The sequence below is a fragment of the Trebonia sp. genome (genome assembly GCF_030042015.1).
GTDB lineage: Bacteria > Actinomycetota > Actinomycetes > Streptosporangiales > Streptosporangiaceae > Trebonia.
On the sequence record NZ_JASIAL010000549.1, the window covers coordinates 1 to 18153 of the forward strand.

The following is an 18153-nucleotide window of genomic DNA, read 5'->3' on the forward strand; positions in this document are numbered from 1 at the left end:
AGGCCGCCGCGAGCAGGGCGCACGCCCCGCCCGCCGCGGCGAGCATAAGTCCAAGGCGACGCGGCATCTGCTACCCCCGGGTCAGTTGAGCGCAAACCGGAACCTTTCGGTTGTGCACTACCTAGACGCCGGATGAGGTTCCGCCGTTGGCACTTTCTGCTCCGTAATGCCGGGACAGCCGTGTAAAGCTTTCACCTGTGGGCGGGCGGCGGATGGCCAGGACGGAGCGGCAATGACCGAGGGCAAGGGAACGCGGGGCGGGTCGGCTGACCACGGCGACAGAGCCCCTGATCCGGGCGGCGGCCTGGTCGAGCTGAGCCATGTGATCAGCGCGGGCATGGTCACCTATCCGGGGCTCCCCGGCCCCGAAATCACGCCGTACCTGACCAGGGAAGCCTCGCGTGCGCATTACGCCCCGGGCACCGAGTTCGCCATTGACCAGCTCACCATGGTCGGCAATACCGGAACCTATCTGGACGCGCCCTACCACCGTTTTGCCGGCGGCCCGGACCTTGCCGCCATACCGCTGGCCCGCACCGCCGACCTCCAGGCGCTGGTCATCCGGGTCACTGGCACAGGGCAGCGGCAGATCGGCTTGAGTGCCCTGGCGGGCGCGGACGTCCGCGGCAAAGCCGTACTGCTGCACACCGGCGACGCCGCGCTCTTCGGCACACCGCAGTACGGCGCTGACGCGCACTTCCTCACCAGGGACGGCGCTGCCTGGCTCGCCAGCCAGGACCCGGCGCTGGTCGGCATCGACGCGGTCAACATCGATGACACCGCGGACGGTGCGCGGCCCGCGCACACCCTGCTATTGGCCGCCGGCATCCCCGTCATCGAGCACCTGACCGGGCTGGAGCGACTGCCGCCAGCCGGCGCTATCTTCACCGCGGTGCCGCTGCGCATCCAGGGACTCGGGACCGTCCCGGTGCGGGCATACGCCCGGCTGCCCGTCTAGGCGCTGGGGTCGGCTATGACGTCGCGGACCGCGTCCCTGATCAGGGAGCCGAGTTCGGCGCTCGGGAGGTTGTCGAACGCGTCCCCGGCCATGAACAGCGCCCCGAATACCGTGCCCAGTGAGCACGCCATCCGGACCCGGTCGCGCGGGGACAGCGACGGATCGGTGAGTGCCTGCCGGAACCGCTGCTGGATGTCGTCGTGCTGGTCGTCGTGGTCCTTGCGGTGCAGCTTCTCCAGGGCCGCCTGGTTGCGCTCGTGCAGCAGGAAGATCTTGCGCTGGGCCAGCATCTGATCCAGCAGCTCGTTGAGCACCGCGCCCCAGGTCTGCAGCGTCACGGTCTGGCCCGCCAGGCGTGCCAGCGCCGTGCTGCCGAACTCATGCAGGCGCATGTGCAGCGCCATCAGGATGTCTTCCTTGGACGCGAAGTGGTAATAGATCGCCGGCTTGCTGATGTGGAGCCGCTCCGCGATCTCGCGCATCGAGGTGCCGTCGAAACCCTGGTCGGTGAACAATTCCAGGGCGACGTCGAGGATCCTTTCGCGCGTCGATGCGGCGGTCTGGTCGCCGTTGCCCAGGTCGCGGCCGGGCTGATCGTCCGGGGCCGCCGTCGCGCCCGCGGCCGCGAGTGCTGGCTCTGCCTGTGTCACGCGACCAGTTTAGCGCCAGGCGGGCCCCCTTACCTAACGGTCGGTAGGCGGGTCGTGTATGCTGGCATCGTACTTACCGACCGTTAAGTAGGAGCTATCAATGAGCTGCCAGAGGATGACCGGCGATGGCTGACACGGTGATCGAGGCCGATGGCCTGGTCAAGAATTACGGCGAGACGCGCGCGCTAGCCGGGGTCAGTTTCTCCGTGCCAGCCGGGAGCGTGCTTGGGCTGCTCGGCCCGAACGGGGCCGGGAAGACCACCGCCGTGCGGATCCTGACCACGCTGGCACTGCCGGACGCGGGCCAGGCCCGGGTGGCCGGCCTTGACGTCCTGGCCCACCCGGCCGCCGTGCGCAGGCAGATCGGCGTGGCCGCCCAGGACGCCACCCTGGACGGGCTGCTGACCGGCAGGCAGAACCTCGTGCTTGTCGGCGAGCTCAGCGGCATGCGAACGGGCCAGGCCAGGACGAAGGCCGCGGAACTACTCGAGCTCTTCGAGCTGACAGACGCTGCCGACCGGGTGGTCAAGGGCTACTCCGGCGGCATGCGGCGCCGGCTGGACCTGGCGGCCAGCATGCTGACCCGGCCGCCGGTGCTGTTCCTGGATGAGCCGACCACGGGCCTGGACCCGGTGAGCAGGCAGCGAGTCTGGGAGGTGATCAGGGAGCTCATCGGCTCCGGCGTCACGGTGCTGCTGACCACCCAGTACCTGGACGAGGCGGACGCCCTGGCGGACCGCATCGTGGTGGTCAATCACGGGCGGGTGATCGCCGACGGGACGCCGCTCGAGCTGAAGGAGCGCAGCCGGAGCGCGCACGTCGAGGTGATGCTCGCCGAGCCAGGGCCGCACGCCGCCGAGGTGATCGCGCCCCTGGTGGGCGGCCTGGTATCGGTCAGCTCCGACGGGTTGCGCCTCGGCGCTGCCGTGGACAGCGCACCGGGCCTGGCGACTGCCCTGGTACGGGCGCTGGACGAGGCGGGGATGCTCGTGGACAACATCGAGGTCCGCCAGCCCTCGCTAGACGATGTCTTCTTCGCCCTTACCGGCGGTGCGGGCGAAGAAGAGCGCGAACGCGAGGGAGCGCGGGCATGACAACGGCAATCGCACAGCGGCCGCCTGAGGCGGCCGGGACCAGGCAGTTCACCCACAGCGCGTCCGAGCGGGTCAGGAACGTGGTGTCGATGACGCGCAGGAACCTGGTGCACATCTCCCGGGAGCCGATGCAACTCTCCGACGTGACGATCCAGCCCGTGCTGTTCACGATCTTGTTCATTTACATCTTCGGCGGCGCGATCCCGATCCCTCACGGTGGCAGCTACAAGGATTACGTCCTGGCCGGGCTGCTCGCGCTGAACCTGACCACGTCCACCATGGGCACGGCGGTGGGCCTGGCCACCGACTTGCACGAGGGGATCATCGACCGGTTCAGGACGCTGCCGATGTGGCGGCCCGCGGTGCTGGTCGGCCGGTCCCTGGCGGACTTGCTGACCGCCTGCCTGTGCGCGCTCGTCGTCGCCGTCACCGGACTGGCGGTCGGCTGGCGAACCAGCGCGGGCCCGCTGGCGGTCATCGCGGGATTCGCCCTCGTGCTGTTCTTCGCGTACTCGCTGTCGTGGGTTGCCGCCTGCGCCGGGCTCAACAGCAAGAGCCCGGAGTCAGCCGCCTCGTTCGGATTCATCGTGCTGTTCCCGCTCGCGTTCGTGTCCAACGCGCTGGTGCCGACCCAGCACATGCCCGGCTGGCTGCAGGCCTTCGCGGACTGGAACCCGGTCAGCGCGATGACCGCCGGAGCCCGCCAGCTCTGGGGCAATCCGAACCCGTCCGCGGCGATCAGCGCCTGGCCGATGCAACACCCCATCGAGGCGTCGCTGGCCTGGTCGGCGCTGATCCTCGCCGTGGCCGCGCCGCTCGCGTCCCGGTATTTCCGGCGCCGGACAACCGAGTAGCGATGAGCTGAGCCAGCCGCGGCTGCGCTAGGTTGAGGTAGTTTGCGCTGCCCCGGCGGAGGAGGGTCGACGTGAAGGCGCTCGTATTCCGGCACAGCCTCGCGCGCGAGGCGGCTTCGGCCATCGGCGGCCGCGTGGACCGGCGAGCGTTCGTCTCCCGCTTCGCGCCCGTCCGCGTCGAGGACATCGAGGAGCAGCCGCTTCCGGCCGGGGACTGGGTGCGCGTCCAGACGACCTTCTCGGGCCTGTGCGGCTCCGACGTGAAGCAGATCCTGCTGAACGGCTCACGCGACAACCCGCTCACCGCGCTGGTGTCCTTCCCGCACGTGCTCGGCCACGAGGTCGTCGGACGGCGCCTGGACACGGGCGAGCGGGTCGTGCTCAACCCGTGGCTGTCCTGTGTTCCCCGCGGCGTCGACCCGCCGTGCGCGGCCTGCCGTGACGGCCGCTACCCGTGGTGCCGCAACTTCCGTTCCGGCGGCCTGCCCGTCTCCATCCACCTCGGAAACTGCGCGGCGGCCGCCGGGGCGCACGCCGAGCGCTTCGCCGCGCACGTATCCCAGCTGTTCCCCATTCCCGGCGACATCTCCGACGAGGCGGCCGTGCTCGCCGACCCGGTCAGCGTCTCGCTGCGCTCCGTCCTGCTCGCGCCGCCCTCGTCCAGCGCCCGGCCCGTGCTCGTCTACGGCTCGGGCACGCTGGCGTTCGCGGTCATCGCGCTGCTGCGGCACCTGTACCCGGCCTGCGAGGTGTGGGCCGTCACGCGTCCCGGCGCCCGGGCCGCGCTCGCCACCCGCCTCGGTGCCCACGCCGTGCTGCCTACCGCGCCCGACGAGCTCGTCGCGCAGGTCGCGCGCCGCGTCGGCACCACGCCGCTCACGCCGTGGAGCAGGCGCGACTGGCTGCAGGACGGCCCCGCGGTCGTCTACGACACGATCGGCTCGCATCAGACCGTCGAGACGTCGCTGCGGCTGCTCACGACCGGCGGCACGCTCGTCATCTCCGGCGTGGAGCCGCCGAAGCGCTTCGAGTGGACCCCCCTGTATTTCAAGGAGCTGCACGTCGTCGGCTCGAACGGCTTCGGCGTCGAGCAGGTGCGCGGGGTGGCCAAGCATGCCATGGAGCACTACTTCGACTTCATTGGCGACGGCTTCGACCTGACGCCCGTCATCACGCACCGCTTCCCGCTCGTGCGCTGGGACGAGGCGGTGCTTGCGCTGAAGGACTCGCGGCGCACCGGCGCCGTCAAGGTGCTGCTCGAGCCCGCGTTACCGGGTCTCCGGGCCTGGCCGTTTTGCCTTTTTTAGTTCGGCTTACGTAATTGCTTCTGCTTACCGTCTGACGTGCCTAGACTTGCCGCGTGTCAGTTATTGCCGACCCCGGGGTCCGCGCTTTCCTGCGGGAGGGCACACGGACCGGCAAGCCCAGTCTGTACGCGGAACGCACGGAAGAGCCCAAGCGCAGCGGCGTTCCCGGCGAACTTGTGGTACGCCTGCGCCCAGCGAAGGTCGTTGCGGCCTTCGGCATGACGGGCTGACGTCGGTGATCGGCTTCGGCTGGCAGGCGCTGCCTCGCCGCGTGATCATCACGGGGATTCCGGCCGCGGTCGCGTCGGCGTCAGTTCTCGCGTCCGTCGGCTGCACCTCAACCTCCGGCCCGACCGGCCCGACCAGCCCGACCAGCCCGACCGGCGCGACCGGACCCGGCCCCGGGCTGCGGTTCTTCTCCACCCATCAGGCCGCCGTGGTCGAGGACGCGACCGCCCGGATAGCCCCAGGCCCCAAGGACGACCCGGCCGAGGCGGGCCATCCGGGTGCCCGGGAGGCCGGGGTGACCGGCTACATCGACTCGATGCTCGGCGCGCTGTCCGTGATCGAGAGGGACGGCACAGGCGCCGCAAGCGGCACAGGCGCTGCAAGCGGCACAGGCGCCGCAACCGCCACGAACGCCGCAACCGCCACGAACGCCGCAACCGGCGCAACCGCCGGGACTGGGACGCCGGTTCCGCTCATCTTCGCCGGTGGTCCGTGGAGCAACCGTCACACGTCCGGCCCCGACTTCATGGCGTCCTTCATCCCGCTTGACCCGGTCCGCGCCATCGCGTGGCGCGAGCGCCTCGCGGGCTGGCAGGAGCAGTACACCAGCGGCATCGCCGCCCTGGACAAGCTGGCGGGCGGTGACTTCACCACGGCCGCCCCGGCGGACCAGGACAAGATCCTGGCCAGGTCCGAGATGAGCACGTTCCTGTCCCTGCTGTTCGAGCACACGATCGAGGGCATGTACTCGGTCCCCGAATACGGCGGGAACCGCGGCCTCGTCGGCTGGAAGGACATCAGCTACCCCGGTGACAGTCAGCCAGCGGGCTACACCAGCGAGCAGGTCGAGCGCTCCGACGGCCGCGATCCGGTCGCCGACACCAGCATCGTGGCCGACGTGCTGAAGCTCCTTGGCGAACTGTGAGCGGCGCGGCGATGCGCAAGGCAGTCGTCATCGGCAGCGGCGCCGGCGGGTCGTTCGCCGCCATGGTGCTGGCGCAGGCCGGGTGGCAGGTCGTCGTGTTCGAGAAGGGCCCCAACTTCTTCACCAACCTGGCCGGCGAGGGGCCGATCGGGACGCTGTTCTCCAACGACGACCTCAAGATGAACGTGCGCTACTTCGCCGGGCCCGATCCGCTGGCGTTCCCGCGCGCCTGGCGGCCGGCCGGCACGGCCGCCGTCCAGTACACGGGCAGCGTCGATGATCTGCCCCAGCTCGTCGGCGGCGGGACGGTGCACTGGGACGCGAAGGTGCCGCGGTTCTGGGACATCGATTTCCAGCAGCTTTCCGCCCTCGGACCGGTTCCGGGCGCCGACGTGGCCGACTGGCCGTTCACCTACGCCGACATCGCGCCCTACTACGAGGAGGTAGAGAACCTCATCGGCGTGCAGGGCGACCTGGCGGCTACGCCCGACATCGTGCTCAAGCACGCGCCGCGCGGCCCGTACCCGATGCCGCCAGGCCCGCAGCAGCTCTCGTCGGTGACGATCGCCGCGGGCGCCGCCGCCGTCGGCATGCACCCGCATCCGTTCCCGATGGCGATCAACTCCCAGCCGTACAACGATCAGCACGCCTGCAACGACTGCGGTTTCTGCGCCAACTACGGGTGCCCGCTCGTGGCCAGGCCATCGGCGCTGATGCCGCTGCGCCTGGCCCTGCGCACCGGGCGGGTGACGCTGATCGCCGAGACGATGGTCACCAGGGTCCTGCTCGAAGGCTCCGGCGCGGCGCGGCAGGCGACCGGGGTGAACTGGGTGCGGATGACCTCCAGCGGGCCGGTGACCGGCACGGAGACCGCGGACGTGGTCATCATGGCCGCGTCCGCCATCGAAACCGTGCGGCTCGCGCTGCTGTCAGCGTTCCCGGACCAGAGCGGCAAGCTCGGCCGCAGGCTCATGCTGCACTCGTTCACCGACGGCACCGCGATTTTCACCGACGAGCGCATGCACGCCTACCGGGGCAGGTCGACGACCCAGTGCGCGGAGGACGCCGCCGACCCGGACTTCCCCGGCGCCCGGGCCTACGCGAAGGCGAACGGCCTGCCTTACATCCGCGGCGGGATCATGGAACTCGGCGGCAGCCAGGACCCGATCGCGGAGGGACAGGCCTACCAGACCCTGCTTGGCCTCATCCGCCCATCCAAGCCCTTCGGCACCGACCTGAAGCAGCTCATGCGCTCCTCGGTCCTGCGCGACCGGCTGGCCGGCTGCTCGTTCGTCGGCGACGAGCTGCCGTACCTTGACCATACGGTGACACTCGACTCGACGCTCAAGGACGTCTTCGGCCTGCCCGTGGCGCTGATCACCTGGAGCCTCGGGAAGTACGAGCAGGTGGCGCAGCAGTTCTACATTCCGATACTGAAGAAGATGATGACTGCCGCCGGCGCCGCGGTGGCGCTCGCGGTGCCGGACACGATCAACAGCGGCGGGGTGCCCACCGGGAGCCACATCATGGGCGGGATGATGATGGGCGCGGACCCGGCAACGAGCGTCACGGACCCCTACGGCCGCGTGCACGGCCTGGACAACGTCTACGTCGCCGACGGCTCCGTCTTCGTCTCCTCCGGCGCGCACAACCCGACGAACACGATCATGGCCGTTGCCCTGCGCAACATGCGGCACCTGGCCGGGACCCCCGCCTGAGCCAGGGTCCGCGGAACCCGTAGGCCAACCGGGCCGTGAACGTCTTGCAGTGCTCGCTGAACATCCAGATCGGTCGATGGGTTGCAAGTGTTTCAGTGCGCACACGCCCGAGGAGCATTCTGAGAAAAAATTATCTGAATAACAGCCAATTTTCGATCAAATTTACGTGATATTCCATAGATGACAAAAAATTTTCCTTTATCATCTGAGATCCGGTTTTTCGCACGCCTATGGTCCTTTGTTACGCAATACTTAAGAACTGCTAAAGCTCATGCCGGGGAGTCCACGCCGACGGCGGGACCAACCGCGGCGTGGCGGCGAATCCCGCAGTTTGGAGTCCAGATGAAGCTAATTGGTGCGGGCCTGCCCCGCACAGCAACCTTGACCCAGAAGGTCTGCCTGGAGATGATCGGGTTCGGCCCCTGCTATCACATGGTCACCGTCCTCAGCGATCTCAGCCTCGTGCCGCGGTGGATGGACGCGTTCGAGGGCAGGACCGACTGGAAGACCACCTTCGACGGCTTCCAGGCCACGGTGGACTGGCCAGGCGCCTTCTTCTACCGGGACCTGATGGACCTGTATCCCGACGCCAAGGTGCTGCTCAGCGTGCGTGATAGCGCGGCCTGGGCGCGCAGCATGCGGGACACGATCTGGGCAGTCCTCTACGGCGACTGCCTGATGCGCGACCTGTCCGGCGCCCGGACGCGGGTCGACCTTCCGTGGGCGAACTACATAGCGCTGATGAGCGCCATGTGGGACAAGAGCGGCCTGCTCGGCACGATCGAGGGCGGCTTCGACGAAGGCGCCCTGGCCAGTGCGATGGAGCGCTACAACGACGAGGTCCGCCGGTACGTACCCGCCGACAGGCTGCTCGTGTGGTCAGCGGGCGACGGCTGGGAGCCGTTGTGTGAGTTCCTCGATGTCCCGGTGCCTTCGGGTCCGGTCCCGCATGTCAACGACGCGTCGGCATTCGCTGACATGGTGAACGGGGCGGCGATCGGGTCTCTCGTGAAGTGGCGGGAAGAGCGTCAGGTGCAGGTCGCGGGCCGGTGAACTTCCTGGTTGGAGTGCTTCCACGCCGTGCTCAACCCAGCCGGCGACCGCCGGCGGCCAGGCTCGACTCGCGTCAGCGGTGGCTGCTCACCGTCTGCTGCGTCGCGCAGTTCATGGTGATCCTTGACCTGACCATCGTGAACGTCGCGCTGCCGTCGATGCAGGCCAGCCTGGGCTTTTCCGCGATCAACCTGCAGTGGGTGGTCATCGCCTACGCGATCGTGTTCGCGGGCTTCCTGATGCTTGGCGGCCGCGCGGCCGATCAGATCGGCCAGCGCAAGACGCTGACGTTCGCGCTTGTCCTGTTTGCGCTCACGTCGGCGATCGGCGGTGCCGCGGTCAGCCAGCAGATGCTCGTAGGCGCCCGCGTCGTCCAGGGCCTGAGCGGCGCGCTGATGGCGGCCGGGTCGCTGGCGGCGATCACCTCCTCGTTCCAGCCCGGGCCCGCCCGGCATAGGGCTATCGGCCTCTGGGGCGCCATGAACGGGGCGGGCGGCGCGGCCGGCGCATTTTTCGGCGGGATCATCACAGAGGAACTCGGCTGGCGCTGGGTGCTGTTGATCAACCCGCCGATCGGGATCGCGGCCGCCGCGATCTGCTGGGTCGTGATCACCGATCGGCCCACCAAGCGGGGCGCACGGTTCGACCTGCCCGGCGCGCTCACGCTGACCTGCGGGCTGATGGCAATCGCTTACGGGATCGTCAACGCCAGTTCCTACGGCCTGATGACCGCGCGGGCGCTGGTGCCGCTCATCGTCGGGATCGTGCTGAACATCCTGTTCCCGCTGGTCGAGAAGCACGCGGCGGATCCCCTGGTGCCGTTCAATGCGATCACGAGACCGCTGCGTTCGGCTAACATCGTCGTGCTGCTGTTCAGCACTGCGTTGTTCCCGATGTGGTATGTGAGCTCGCTTTACCTGCAGCAGGTGATCGGGCTCTCGCCGCTCGACGCCGGGCTCGCGTTCTTCCCGATGGCTCTGACGATCATGGCCACGGCGTCGCAGGCGGGCCGGCTGGTAGGCAAGTTCGGCGTCCGTGCGGTGCTTGGCGCCGGGCTGTGCATGCTGATGACCGGGCTGCTCCTGCTGGGCAGGATCACGCCTAACGGCAACGCGGCGGAAGCCGTGGTCCTGCCGGGGCTGCTGGTCGCGGCGGGGATCGGCCTTTCGATCGTCCCGTCCACGATCGCGGCGACCCAGTTCGTGGGCCACCAGCAGGCCGGCCTGGCCGCCGGCCTGGTGAACACCTCGCGCCAGATCGGCGGCGGGCTCGGGCTAGCGTTGCTCGCCTCGATCGCCACCTGGTATTCCACCCGCATGATCGGCGAGAACGCGACCGTGCCGACCGCGCTCACGGAAGGTTTCCGGCTGGCGTACCTGATCGCGGCGGGCTTCACGTTCCTGGCCGCGGTGTGCACGTTCTGGCTGCTCCCGGCGGGCGCGCCGGGGACGCCGGCCCGGGTCCGGCTGCGGCTGCCTGCCGTCGTGGTTACCGTGGTGGCGGTCTTCGCCGCGCTCGACTTCGTGTACGCGGACCATCCGGCGCCTCCTATCGGCGCTTATACCACCGCGAACACGTACAGCTACGTGTCAGCGCCCGATCTGCACCCGCCCGTCATCAAGGCGGACGGGCCCGTTGACCAGTCGGCGCTAGCACCCGGTTACCTCCTGCTCGCCAACTTCTACGACATCAGCACGCCGCCGATGGACGGCCAGAGCGGGCCGCTCATCCTGAACAACAACTTGCAGCCGGTGTGGTTCCAGCCGGTCCCCAAGAACGTCGTCGCGTCCGACCTCAGCGAACAGACCTACGAGGGCAAGCCCGTCCTGTCCTGGTGGCAGGGGGTCATCACGTCCACCGGCGCCACCCAGTCCGGAGAGTATGTCGTCGTCAACGACCACTACCAGACCGTGGCCACGCTGCGGGGCGCGGACGGCTGGGTGCCCACGCTGCACTCGCTGGTGATCGTCGGCCAGGACGCGTGGGTGACCGCGAACAAGAACCTGCCCACGAACCTGGCCTCCTACGGCGGTTCGGTGGACGGGGCCATCACGGATTCGGCGGTGCAAGAGTATGACCTGCGGACCGGCAAGTTGCTGTATACGTGGGACGCGCTCAAGCACATCCCGTTCGGCGACAGCTACGCGAATCCGCCGACCAACGGGTATCCGTGGGACGTCTACCACGTCAACTCGATCCAGGTGGTTGGTCCGCACACGCTGCTGGTCTCCATGCGGAACACCTGGGCGGTGTACCTGATCGACACCACGACAGGGAAGATCCAGTGGCAACTCGGCGGCAAGCACTCAAGCTTCACGTTCGGGTCAGGCGCTTCCTTCGAATGGCAGCACGACGCGACGCTGACCGGCGGTTCGACGCTCACGCTGTTCGACGACAACTGCTGCCAGATCAGCGGCGCGGGCACCTATCTCGCCCCGAACGGCCCGTCCCGTGCGCTTACGCTGCGGCTGAATCAGGCCAGCCACACGGCCAGCCTGGCCAGCGCGTACGAGCACGGAGGAGTATCGGCCGCCTACATGGGCAGCACGCAGGTCCTGCCGAACGGCAACACGCTTGTCGGCTGGGGTGCGGAGCCCTACATCTCCGAGTACAGCAAGTCAGGAAAGCTGCTGCTCGACGCCACTTTGCCCGGGCCAGACCTGAGCTACCGGGCGATACAGGTCAGCCACTGGACCGGGCTGCCGCTCACCGCACCCAGCGGCGCCGCCAGATCGGGCAGCGGCGGGACCGTCGTCTACGCGAGCTGGAACGGCGCCACCACTGTCACGTCCTGGCGGGTGCTCGCGGGCTCGGATCCCGGAAACCTGGCCGTCGTCGCGACCAAGGCCAAGTCCGGCTTCGAGACCGCCATCCCGGTGGGGACGGGCTCCGTCTTCGAGGTTCAGGCACTGGATGCCGGTGGCCAGGTAATCGGAACCTCTACGGTCTTCCGGAGTCAGGGGTGACCTCGGTGACAGAACGATCTCTTCAGAGGGGAACACGTTGAACAGGGGAGTCGTCCTTTGCAGGTCGGCGGTATCCGGATACCGCCTGCTGCTGCTCGTGCTGGCGCTGGCGCTCATTACAAGCCTCGTCGCCGGATGCGGTCCGAACAGCTCAAGCAGCAACAGCCCGAGCCCGAAACCGTCCCAGTCGACAACCAGCGTTGGCTACTAGCGGCCAGCGGGGCGCGGCCTCGTTCGGGTCCGCCGACCACTGCCGCCCCGCGGACCGGTAGGACGACCTTGGCCCGCGCTGGCCCGCAGTGATAATGCATGCCGCCTGGTCTTCGGCTCAGCCGAGCTTCCTGGTTTTCGGCTCAGCCGAGCTTCGCGACCTTCGACGCGCCGAGCTGCTTGCCTGACGCGTCGTACGCAGCCACCGCGAAATACGGTCCTCTGCTGTCCGCGACGATCATGGTCTCGAAACCGTTGCGCGGCTGCGTCGCCACCGCGCCCAGGCCCGACGGGTGCTTGCCGGCGAGCACCTGCCAGGTCGCCACCTCGGTCCCCCCGTTCCAGCTCACGTACACTGCGGTGCCCTGTGCCGGGTTGGCCTGCAGTGCTACCGCAGGCTTGTCCGTGGGGTAGCCGACCCAGCCCGCGGTGAACGCGCGGTACGACTGATCACCGTTGGGGAGCTGCCCGTTCATGGTCACCGAGCCGTCGGCGTCGAACTCGGTGTAATACGGCTGGGCGCCCCAGCCGACGAACGCCCGGCCGCCGGGCAGCAGCTGCATGCTGCCCTGGTTGTCGGCCAGCAGCCTGGCCGGGCTGGTGAACGCCTGCTGCAGCGTCGCGGTCATGTTCGTGAGGTCGAGCTTCACGATCATGCCGCGGGACTGCGGCTGCATCTGCGGGGATGCCCCGTTGTCGAAGATCGTGATCACGCCGGTGCCAACCGAGCGGACGTGGTGCTGGTAGTAGAAACTCGCGCCGGGCCCCACCGTGAAGCTGGAACTCTTCCCGCCGAGGCGCCACTTGACCTGGCCGTCCCGCCGGCCGATCTTGTAGATCGTCGAGGTGTTGCGGCCAGAGACGAGCAGGTCGCCGTCCCAGGCCACGCCGATCGAGTTGATGTGGAAGTAGTCGTACGGGCTGCCGGGGGTCCCGGTCTGCCCGATGGGCACCATCGACTCGGTGAGCGGCACGTGGTCCAGGCTGTTCCACTCGAAGATCACGTCGCCAGTCGCGATGTCGATCTCCTGGACAACGCCCGCCGCTACTACCCCGTGCTTGCCGCCCACTGAGGTCAGGTCGGCCTTCTGTTCGTTGTACGCGTCGACCAGCGCGGTGCCCTGGCTGGTGAGGTTGAACTCGTGCATGTCGGCCATGAGGCCGTTGCCGCACTTGACCTCGGCGATCTGGGTGTAGGTCGAGTCGGCGATGTAGCAGTTGCCTTGCCCGTACGTTGCGCCCGTCTCGCCGTGCCACCAGGTGAGCACGGGCTTGCCCTTGTAGGTCTGAACGTTGAAGTCGAGGACCTGGTCCTGCTCGATGGGATTGAACCAGGCGATGTCCCCGCCTCGCTCGGCGATGAGCAGCCCGCGCTGGCCGACCAGCGTCTGTGCCGCGTACGGCTTGTTGGCCAGGAAGACGTACGGCGGCACGCCGGCGGGCGCGCTCACCACGTCGACCGAGAGAACGGGCGGCTGCAGGTCGGGCCTGCTCAAGAACGAGTGCACGTTTCCCGTGGTCGTCACCGTTGGGGCTGGCGTCGCGGCCTTGCCCGCCGATTCCACGGTGAGCCGGTCCTCATCCCTGCCCCACTTGTACCCGGCGAGACCGGCGCCGGCCAGCGCGGCAAGCCCAACCACGGCGCCGCCGGCCAGGATATTCCTGCGCGACATGCCGTCCGGCGGTTGGGGGGCGGCCGGTGCCTTCTTGCTGGTCAAGTTTCCCTGCGCCACCGCAGTCTCCTTAGTCCCACTATGTCGCGGGAGCGGGATGTCCATAAGGTGATCTGCATAAGGTATACGACGAATTAGTGTTTACTTAAGATTTTGAGCGAACTCTAAAGAAACTCAATGCTCTTTCGAGTCGTCTACGCGTTCGAGATCAGCTACCTTAGCTGGGTCGTTTTAACTCTACTGCGGAGCACGGGCAACGGCTGAGCCCGCGCCGCAGGTCGAACTGTGATTCACGCCGCGAACGCCGTGAACGCGGTGAACGCCGTGAACGCCCGCCACCTGTCAGGCAGCGTACTCCGCGTCCCCGACGAACGCGTCCCACAGTCCCGCGTACACGCCGCCAGCCTCGAGCAGCTCGTCGTGCGTGCCGATCTCGGCGACCCGCCCGTGGTCGAGCACCACGATGCGGTCAGCCCGCGCCGCCGTGGTCAGCCGGTGCGCGACGACGATCGTCGTCCGCGACGAGGTCAGCTGCCGGGTGGCCGCGGTCACCGCGGCCTCCGACGCCAGGTCCAGAGCCGCCGTCGCCTCGTCGAGCAGCAGGATGTCCGGGTCGGCGAACTGCGCCCGCGCCAGCGCGATGAGCTGCCGCTGCCCGGCCGACAGGCTCCGCCCGCGCTCGCCGACCTCGTGGTCGTATCCGCCGGGCAGCCGCATGATCATCTCGTCCGCGCCCACCGCCCGCGCCGCCGCGATCACCTCGTCCCGCGAGGCGGACGGGCGCGCGTACCCGATCGCCTCCGCGACCGTGCCGCTGAACAGGTAGGACTCCTGCGGCACCACGCCGAGCCTGCGACGGTAGGCGGTCAGGTCGTAGCGCCGCACGTCCACCCCGTCCACGAGGACGGCGCCGCCTGTGACGTCGTAGAACCGGGCGATCAGCTTCACGATCGTGGACTTGCCCGCCCCGGTCTGCCCGACCAGCGCCACGGTCTCCCCTGGCGTGATGGTGAACGACACCCCGGCGATCGCCTCGGCGGCCGGAGCCTCCTGCGTCGCGTAGGCACCATCCGTCCCGTCGTTGTCGTACACCGCGTCCGCTCCGTACAGGGCAGACCCGGTGCGGTAGGCGAACCGCACGTCCCGCAGCTCGATCAGCCCCGCCAGTCCCGCGGCGGGCACAGGCACCGGACCGGCGGCCTCGGGCACCGACGTCCGCAGCCGCAGCAGGTCCTTGATCCGCGCCGCGCCGACCGCCGCCTGCTGGTACCCGTCGAACACCTGGGACAGCTGCTGGACCGGCGCGAACACCATGTCGATGTAGAGCAGGTAGGCGATCAGCGCGCCCGCCGTCAGCACGCCGGACCTGACCTCGCCGACCGCCAGGACGAGGACGAGGGCGGACGCCACGGTCGACAGGGTCTGCACGAACGGGAAGTACAGCGCGATGTACCGCTGGGCCCGCAACCGGGAGACCCGGTACGCGTCGCTGCGCCCGGCGAACCGCGCCCGGTTCTGCTCCTCGCGCCGGAAGGCCTGGGTGGTCCGCAGCCCGGCCACGTTCTCCGCGAGGTCGGCGTTGACCACGCTGACCCGCTCGCGCGCCTCCGTGTACGCCTGCGACGACTTCTTGCGGAAGATCACGGTCGCCGCGATCAGGAACGGCATGATCGCCAGCACGAACAGGCCAAGCCGCAGGTTGATCACGAGCAGCGCGGCGAGCACGCCGAAGAACGTGAGCACCGAGCTGACCATCGTGACCAGCCCGGTCTGCAGGAACGTGGACAGCGCGTCCACGTCGGTGGTCATCCTGGTCATGATGCGCCCGGACAGCTCACGCTCGTAGAAGTCCAGGCCGAGCCGCTGCAGCTGCGCGAAGATCTTCACCCGCAGCGTGAACAGCAGCCGCTCGCCGTTGCGCCCGACCACCATGGTCTCGGCGATGTTCACCAGCCAGTCGCCGAACACGATCGCCAGCCCGATCAGCGCCATGAGGACGACGAACCCGAAGGCCCGCGCCTCGACCCCCTGGTCGATCCCGCCGCGCACGAGGGCGGGAAGCGCGAGGCTGGCGGCGGCGTCCAGGCCGTCGAGCACGAGCCCGGCGATCAGCGCGACCGCGATCGGCCGCAACAGCTTGCGCAGCGTGAAGTGCCGGTCGGCGGCGCGCGCCCGCGCCACGTCCACCTTCGGCGCGTCCTTCACCGGCGGCAGCGCCGCGACCTTGGCCAGCAGCTCGGGGCTCGGCGGGACGCTGCCGATCATGCCGTCAAGCCGCGCGTTGCCGCGGGCGGCTCCCCGCCCCCGCGCACCGCCGCGCCCGATCCCCGCGCCGGCGGAAGTTGCAAGCGCCCGCGCCGTGTCGGTTCTTGAATCCTCATATCCCGAACGAGCCGTGGCGGCTGCGCCATCCCCAGCCAGCGCGCGGCCGGCGGCACTCGCGGTGACGAGGTCTGCGGCGGCGTACTGCCCGCCGAACTCCCCGCTGGCCGCCGCGGGGAGGTCGCCCGCGTCGGTGCCCTCGGCGTCGTCGCCTGGCCCGGAGATCAGCAGCCGGAACAGTTCGGATCGCGCGGCGAGTTCCTCGCGCGTGCCCACGTCGCGGACCCGCCCGTCGGCGGTGAGCACCGCGATCCGGTCGGCCAGGTTCAGCGTCGACTTGCGGTGCGCGATCAGCAGGGTCGTCCGGCCCGCCATGACGCGGTGCAGGGTCGCGTGGATCTCCGCCTCGATCCGCGGGTCGACCGCCGACGTGGCGTCGTCGAGCAGCAGCAGCCGGGGGTTGGTGATCAGCGCGCGCGCCAGCGCGACCCGCTGCCGCTGGCCGCCGGACAGCGTCAGTCCCTGCTCGCCGATCACCGTGTCGTATCCGTCGGGCAGCTCGCGGATGAAGTCGTCGGCTTCTGCCGCCTTCGCGGCGGCCACGACCTGCTCCAGCGTGGCGTCCGACCGCCCGTAGGCGATGTTGGCGCGGACGCTGTCGGAGAACAGGAAGCTGTCTTCCATGACCAGGCCGATGGCGGCCCGCAGCGACTGCTGCGTCACGTCGCGCACGTCGTAACCGCCGATGCGCACGGCGCCGCCGCGCACGTCGTAGAAGCGGGGGAGCAGCAGCGACAGCGTGGACTTCCCTGACCCCGAGGGGCCGATGACCGCGACGGTCTCGCCGGGCCTGACCTCAAGCGTCAGCCCGCGCAGGACCGGCTGCGACGGCACGTACCCGAACTTCACGTCGTCGAACACGATCCCGTTCGCGTCCGCCGGCAGGTCGATCGCGTCGGGCTTGTCGCTGATCGCCGGGCGGGAGTCGATCACCTCGAACACCCGGATGACGCTGGCGCGGGCCTCCTGGCCGATCGTCACCAGGTTCGTGAGCACCCGCACCGGCCCGGCGAGCTGAGCCAGGTAGCTCGAAAACGCGAGGAACGTGCCGAGCGTGACCTGGCCGTGGATCGCCAGCCAGCCGCCGAAGGCGAGCACGCCCACCAGCCCGAGCGACGGGATCGCGGTGAGCGCGGGGTTGTACCGCGCGGTGTACCTGATCATCCGCAGCCGGGAGCCGTACAGGTCCTCGCTGGCGGCCTCCATCCGCCGCATCTCCTGCTCTTCCTGGCCGAACCCCTTGACGACCCGGACGCCGCCGATCGCCTCGTCGACGATCCCGGCGACCTCGCCGACCTGCTGCTGCGCGTGCCAGCTCGCCGGGAAGAGCTTCTTGCGCGCCGCCGTCGAAATCAGCCAGAGCGCCGGGGCCACCGCGACCGCGACCAGCGCCAGCGGCGGGGACAGGATGATCATGATGACGAGCGAGAAGACGAACAGGAGCACGCTGCCCAGGGTCAGCGGCATCCACTGCAGCAGGCCCTGCACCATGTTGAGGTCGGAGATCGACCGGCCGACGAGCTGGCCGGTGTGGATCTCGTCCTGCCGCGCGCCGTCCAGCCGGGACAGCGAGTCGAACAGCTCGGTCCGCATGGCGTGCTGCGCGTCGAGCGCCATCTTCCCGCCGCGGAACCGCCGCATGTAGATGCCGGCGAAGTTGGCCGCCGCGGCGATCAGCAGCCCGATCGCCAGCGGCCAGACCGACTCCTTGTGCGTGACGATGACGTTGTCGATGATCGCCCGCTGCAGCAGCGGGATGGCCAGCGTGGCGGCCACGTAGAGCAGTGCCCCTGCCACCGCGATGATCACGTCGCGCCGGTACCGCCAGCAGTACCCTGCCAGCCTCCTGAGCCAGCGAGCCTCGCTGCTGCGCTGGCCGTCCTTGCTGTCTTTTTTCTTCATCCGTCCCCGAGTGAGAGCCGCTCCGCTGGACCACGACCGCTAACACGCCAAGACTTCCAACGCCCCGTGCTAGAAGTTTCATTTCCGAAACTAACGGTTTTTCTGCCGCCCGGCTACCGCCGGCGCGCCCTGGTTCCTGCCTGCGCCCGTCCATCGATGTCAGCAGCCGGGCACCAGGGCTTTGTTCCCACCGTCCCGATGTCGCAGCCGCACACTAACACCGCCCGCCGACA

12 protein-coding genes are annotated in these 18153 nt (G+C 69.0%); 9 read left to right on the forward strand and 3 right to left on the reverse strand.

The window, feature by feature from the left end:
• Positions 1–232 precede the first annotated feature (232 nt).
• Positions 233–958 carry a cyclase family protein gene (locus Q1N79_RS29110; RefSeq protein ID WP_300614306.1) on the forward strand — a complete coding sequence of 242 codons (726 nt, stop codon included), beginning with the start codon at positions 233–235 and terminating at the stop codon, positions 956–958.
• Here Q1N79_RS29110 and Q1N79_RS29115 read toward each other — a convergent pair.
• A complete protein-coding gene (locus Q1N79_RS29115; RefSeq protein WP_300614307.1) occupies positions 955–1608 on the reverse strand; it encodes a TetR/AcrR family transcriptional regulator in 654 nt (217 codons plus the stop codon). The two genes, Q1N79_RS29110 and Q1N79_RS29115, sit on opposite strands and share 4 nt — an antisense overlap.
• A 125-nt stretch (positions 1609–1733) precedes the next feature.
• On the opposite strand from Q1N79_RS29115, the gene Q1N79_RS29120 reads away from it, so the two are divergent.
• The 8 genes from Q1N79_RS29120 to Q1N79_RS29155 all read left to right on the forward strand — a co-directional run bounded on the left by Q1N79_RS29120 (position 1734) and on the right by Q1N79_RS29155 (position 11753).
• On the forward strand, positions 1734–2702 hold the full coding sequence (locus tag Q1N79_RS29120) for an ATP-binding cassette domain-containing protein (RefSeq protein WP_300614308.1): 969 nt from the start codon (positions 1734–1736) through the stop codon (positions 2700–2702).
• The gene (locus tag Q1N79_RS29125) at positions 2699–3556 is read left to right on the forward strand and encodes an ABC transporter permease (RefSeq protein WP_300614309.1); all 858 of its coding nucleotides are present in this window, start codon (positions 2699–2701) and stop codon (positions 3554–3556) included. The genes Q1N79_RS29120 and Q1N79_RS29125 overlap by 4 nt, the downstream gene beginning before the upstream one ends.
• A gap of 71 nt (positions 3557–3627) precedes the next feature.
• Entirely contained in the window at positions 3628–4863 is a 1236-nt protein-coding gene (locus tag Q1N79_RS29130; RefSeq protein WP_300614311.1) for a zinc-binding dehydrogenase, read from the forward strand.
• Between the two features lie 53 nt (positions 4864–4916).
• The gene (locus Q1N79_RS29135) at positions 4917–5093 is read left to right on the forward strand and encodes a hypothetical protein (RefSeq protein ID WP_300614312.1); all 177 of its coding nucleotides are present in this window, start codon (positions 4917–4919) and stop codon (positions 5091–5093) included.
• Positions 5094–5098: 5 nt separating this feature from the next.
• Positions 5099–6016 carry a gluconate 2-dehydrogenase subunit 3 family protein gene (locus Q1N79_RS29140; RefSeq protein WP_300614313.1) on the forward strand — a complete coding sequence of 306 codons (918 nt, stop codon included), beginning with the start codon at positions 5099–5101 and terminating at the stop codon, positions 6014–6016.
• 11 nt (positions 6017–6027) lie between these two features.
• Positions 6028–7734, forward strand: coding sequence for a GMC family oxidoreductase (locus Q1N79_RS29145; RefSeq protein WP_300614314.1), 1707 nt, complete (start codon positions 6028–6030; stop codon positions 7732–7734).
• 342 nt (positions 7735–8076) lie between these two features.
• A complete protein-coding gene (locus tag Q1N79_RS29150) occupies positions 8077–8787 on the forward strand; it encodes a sulfotransferase family protein (RefSeq protein WP_300614315.1) in 711 nt (236 codons plus the stop codon).
• A complete protein-coding gene (locus Q1N79_RS29155) occupies positions 8784–11753 on the forward strand; it encodes an MFS transporter (protein WP_300614316.1) in 2970 nt (989 codons plus the stop codon). Before Q1N79_RS29150 ends, Q1N79_RS29155 begins: the two co-directional genes overlap by 4 nt.
• A 353-nt stretch (positions 11754–12106) precedes the next feature.
• On the opposite strand, the gene Q1N79_RS29160 is transcribed toward Q1N79_RS29155, so the two are convergent.
• The gene (locus Q1N79_RS29160) at positions 12107–13696 is read right to left on the reverse strand and encodes an arylsulfotransferase family protein (RefSeq protein WP_300614317.1); all 1590 of its coding nucleotides are present in this window, start codon (positions 13694–13696) and stop codon (positions 12107–12109) included.
• Positions 13697–13978: 282 nt separating this feature from the next.
• Entirely contained in the window at positions 13979–17920 is a 3942-nt protein-coding gene (locus Q1N79_RS29165) for an ABC transporter ATP-binding protein (protein ID WP_300614318.1), read from the reverse strand.
• Positions 17921–18153 lie beyond the last annotated feature (233 nt).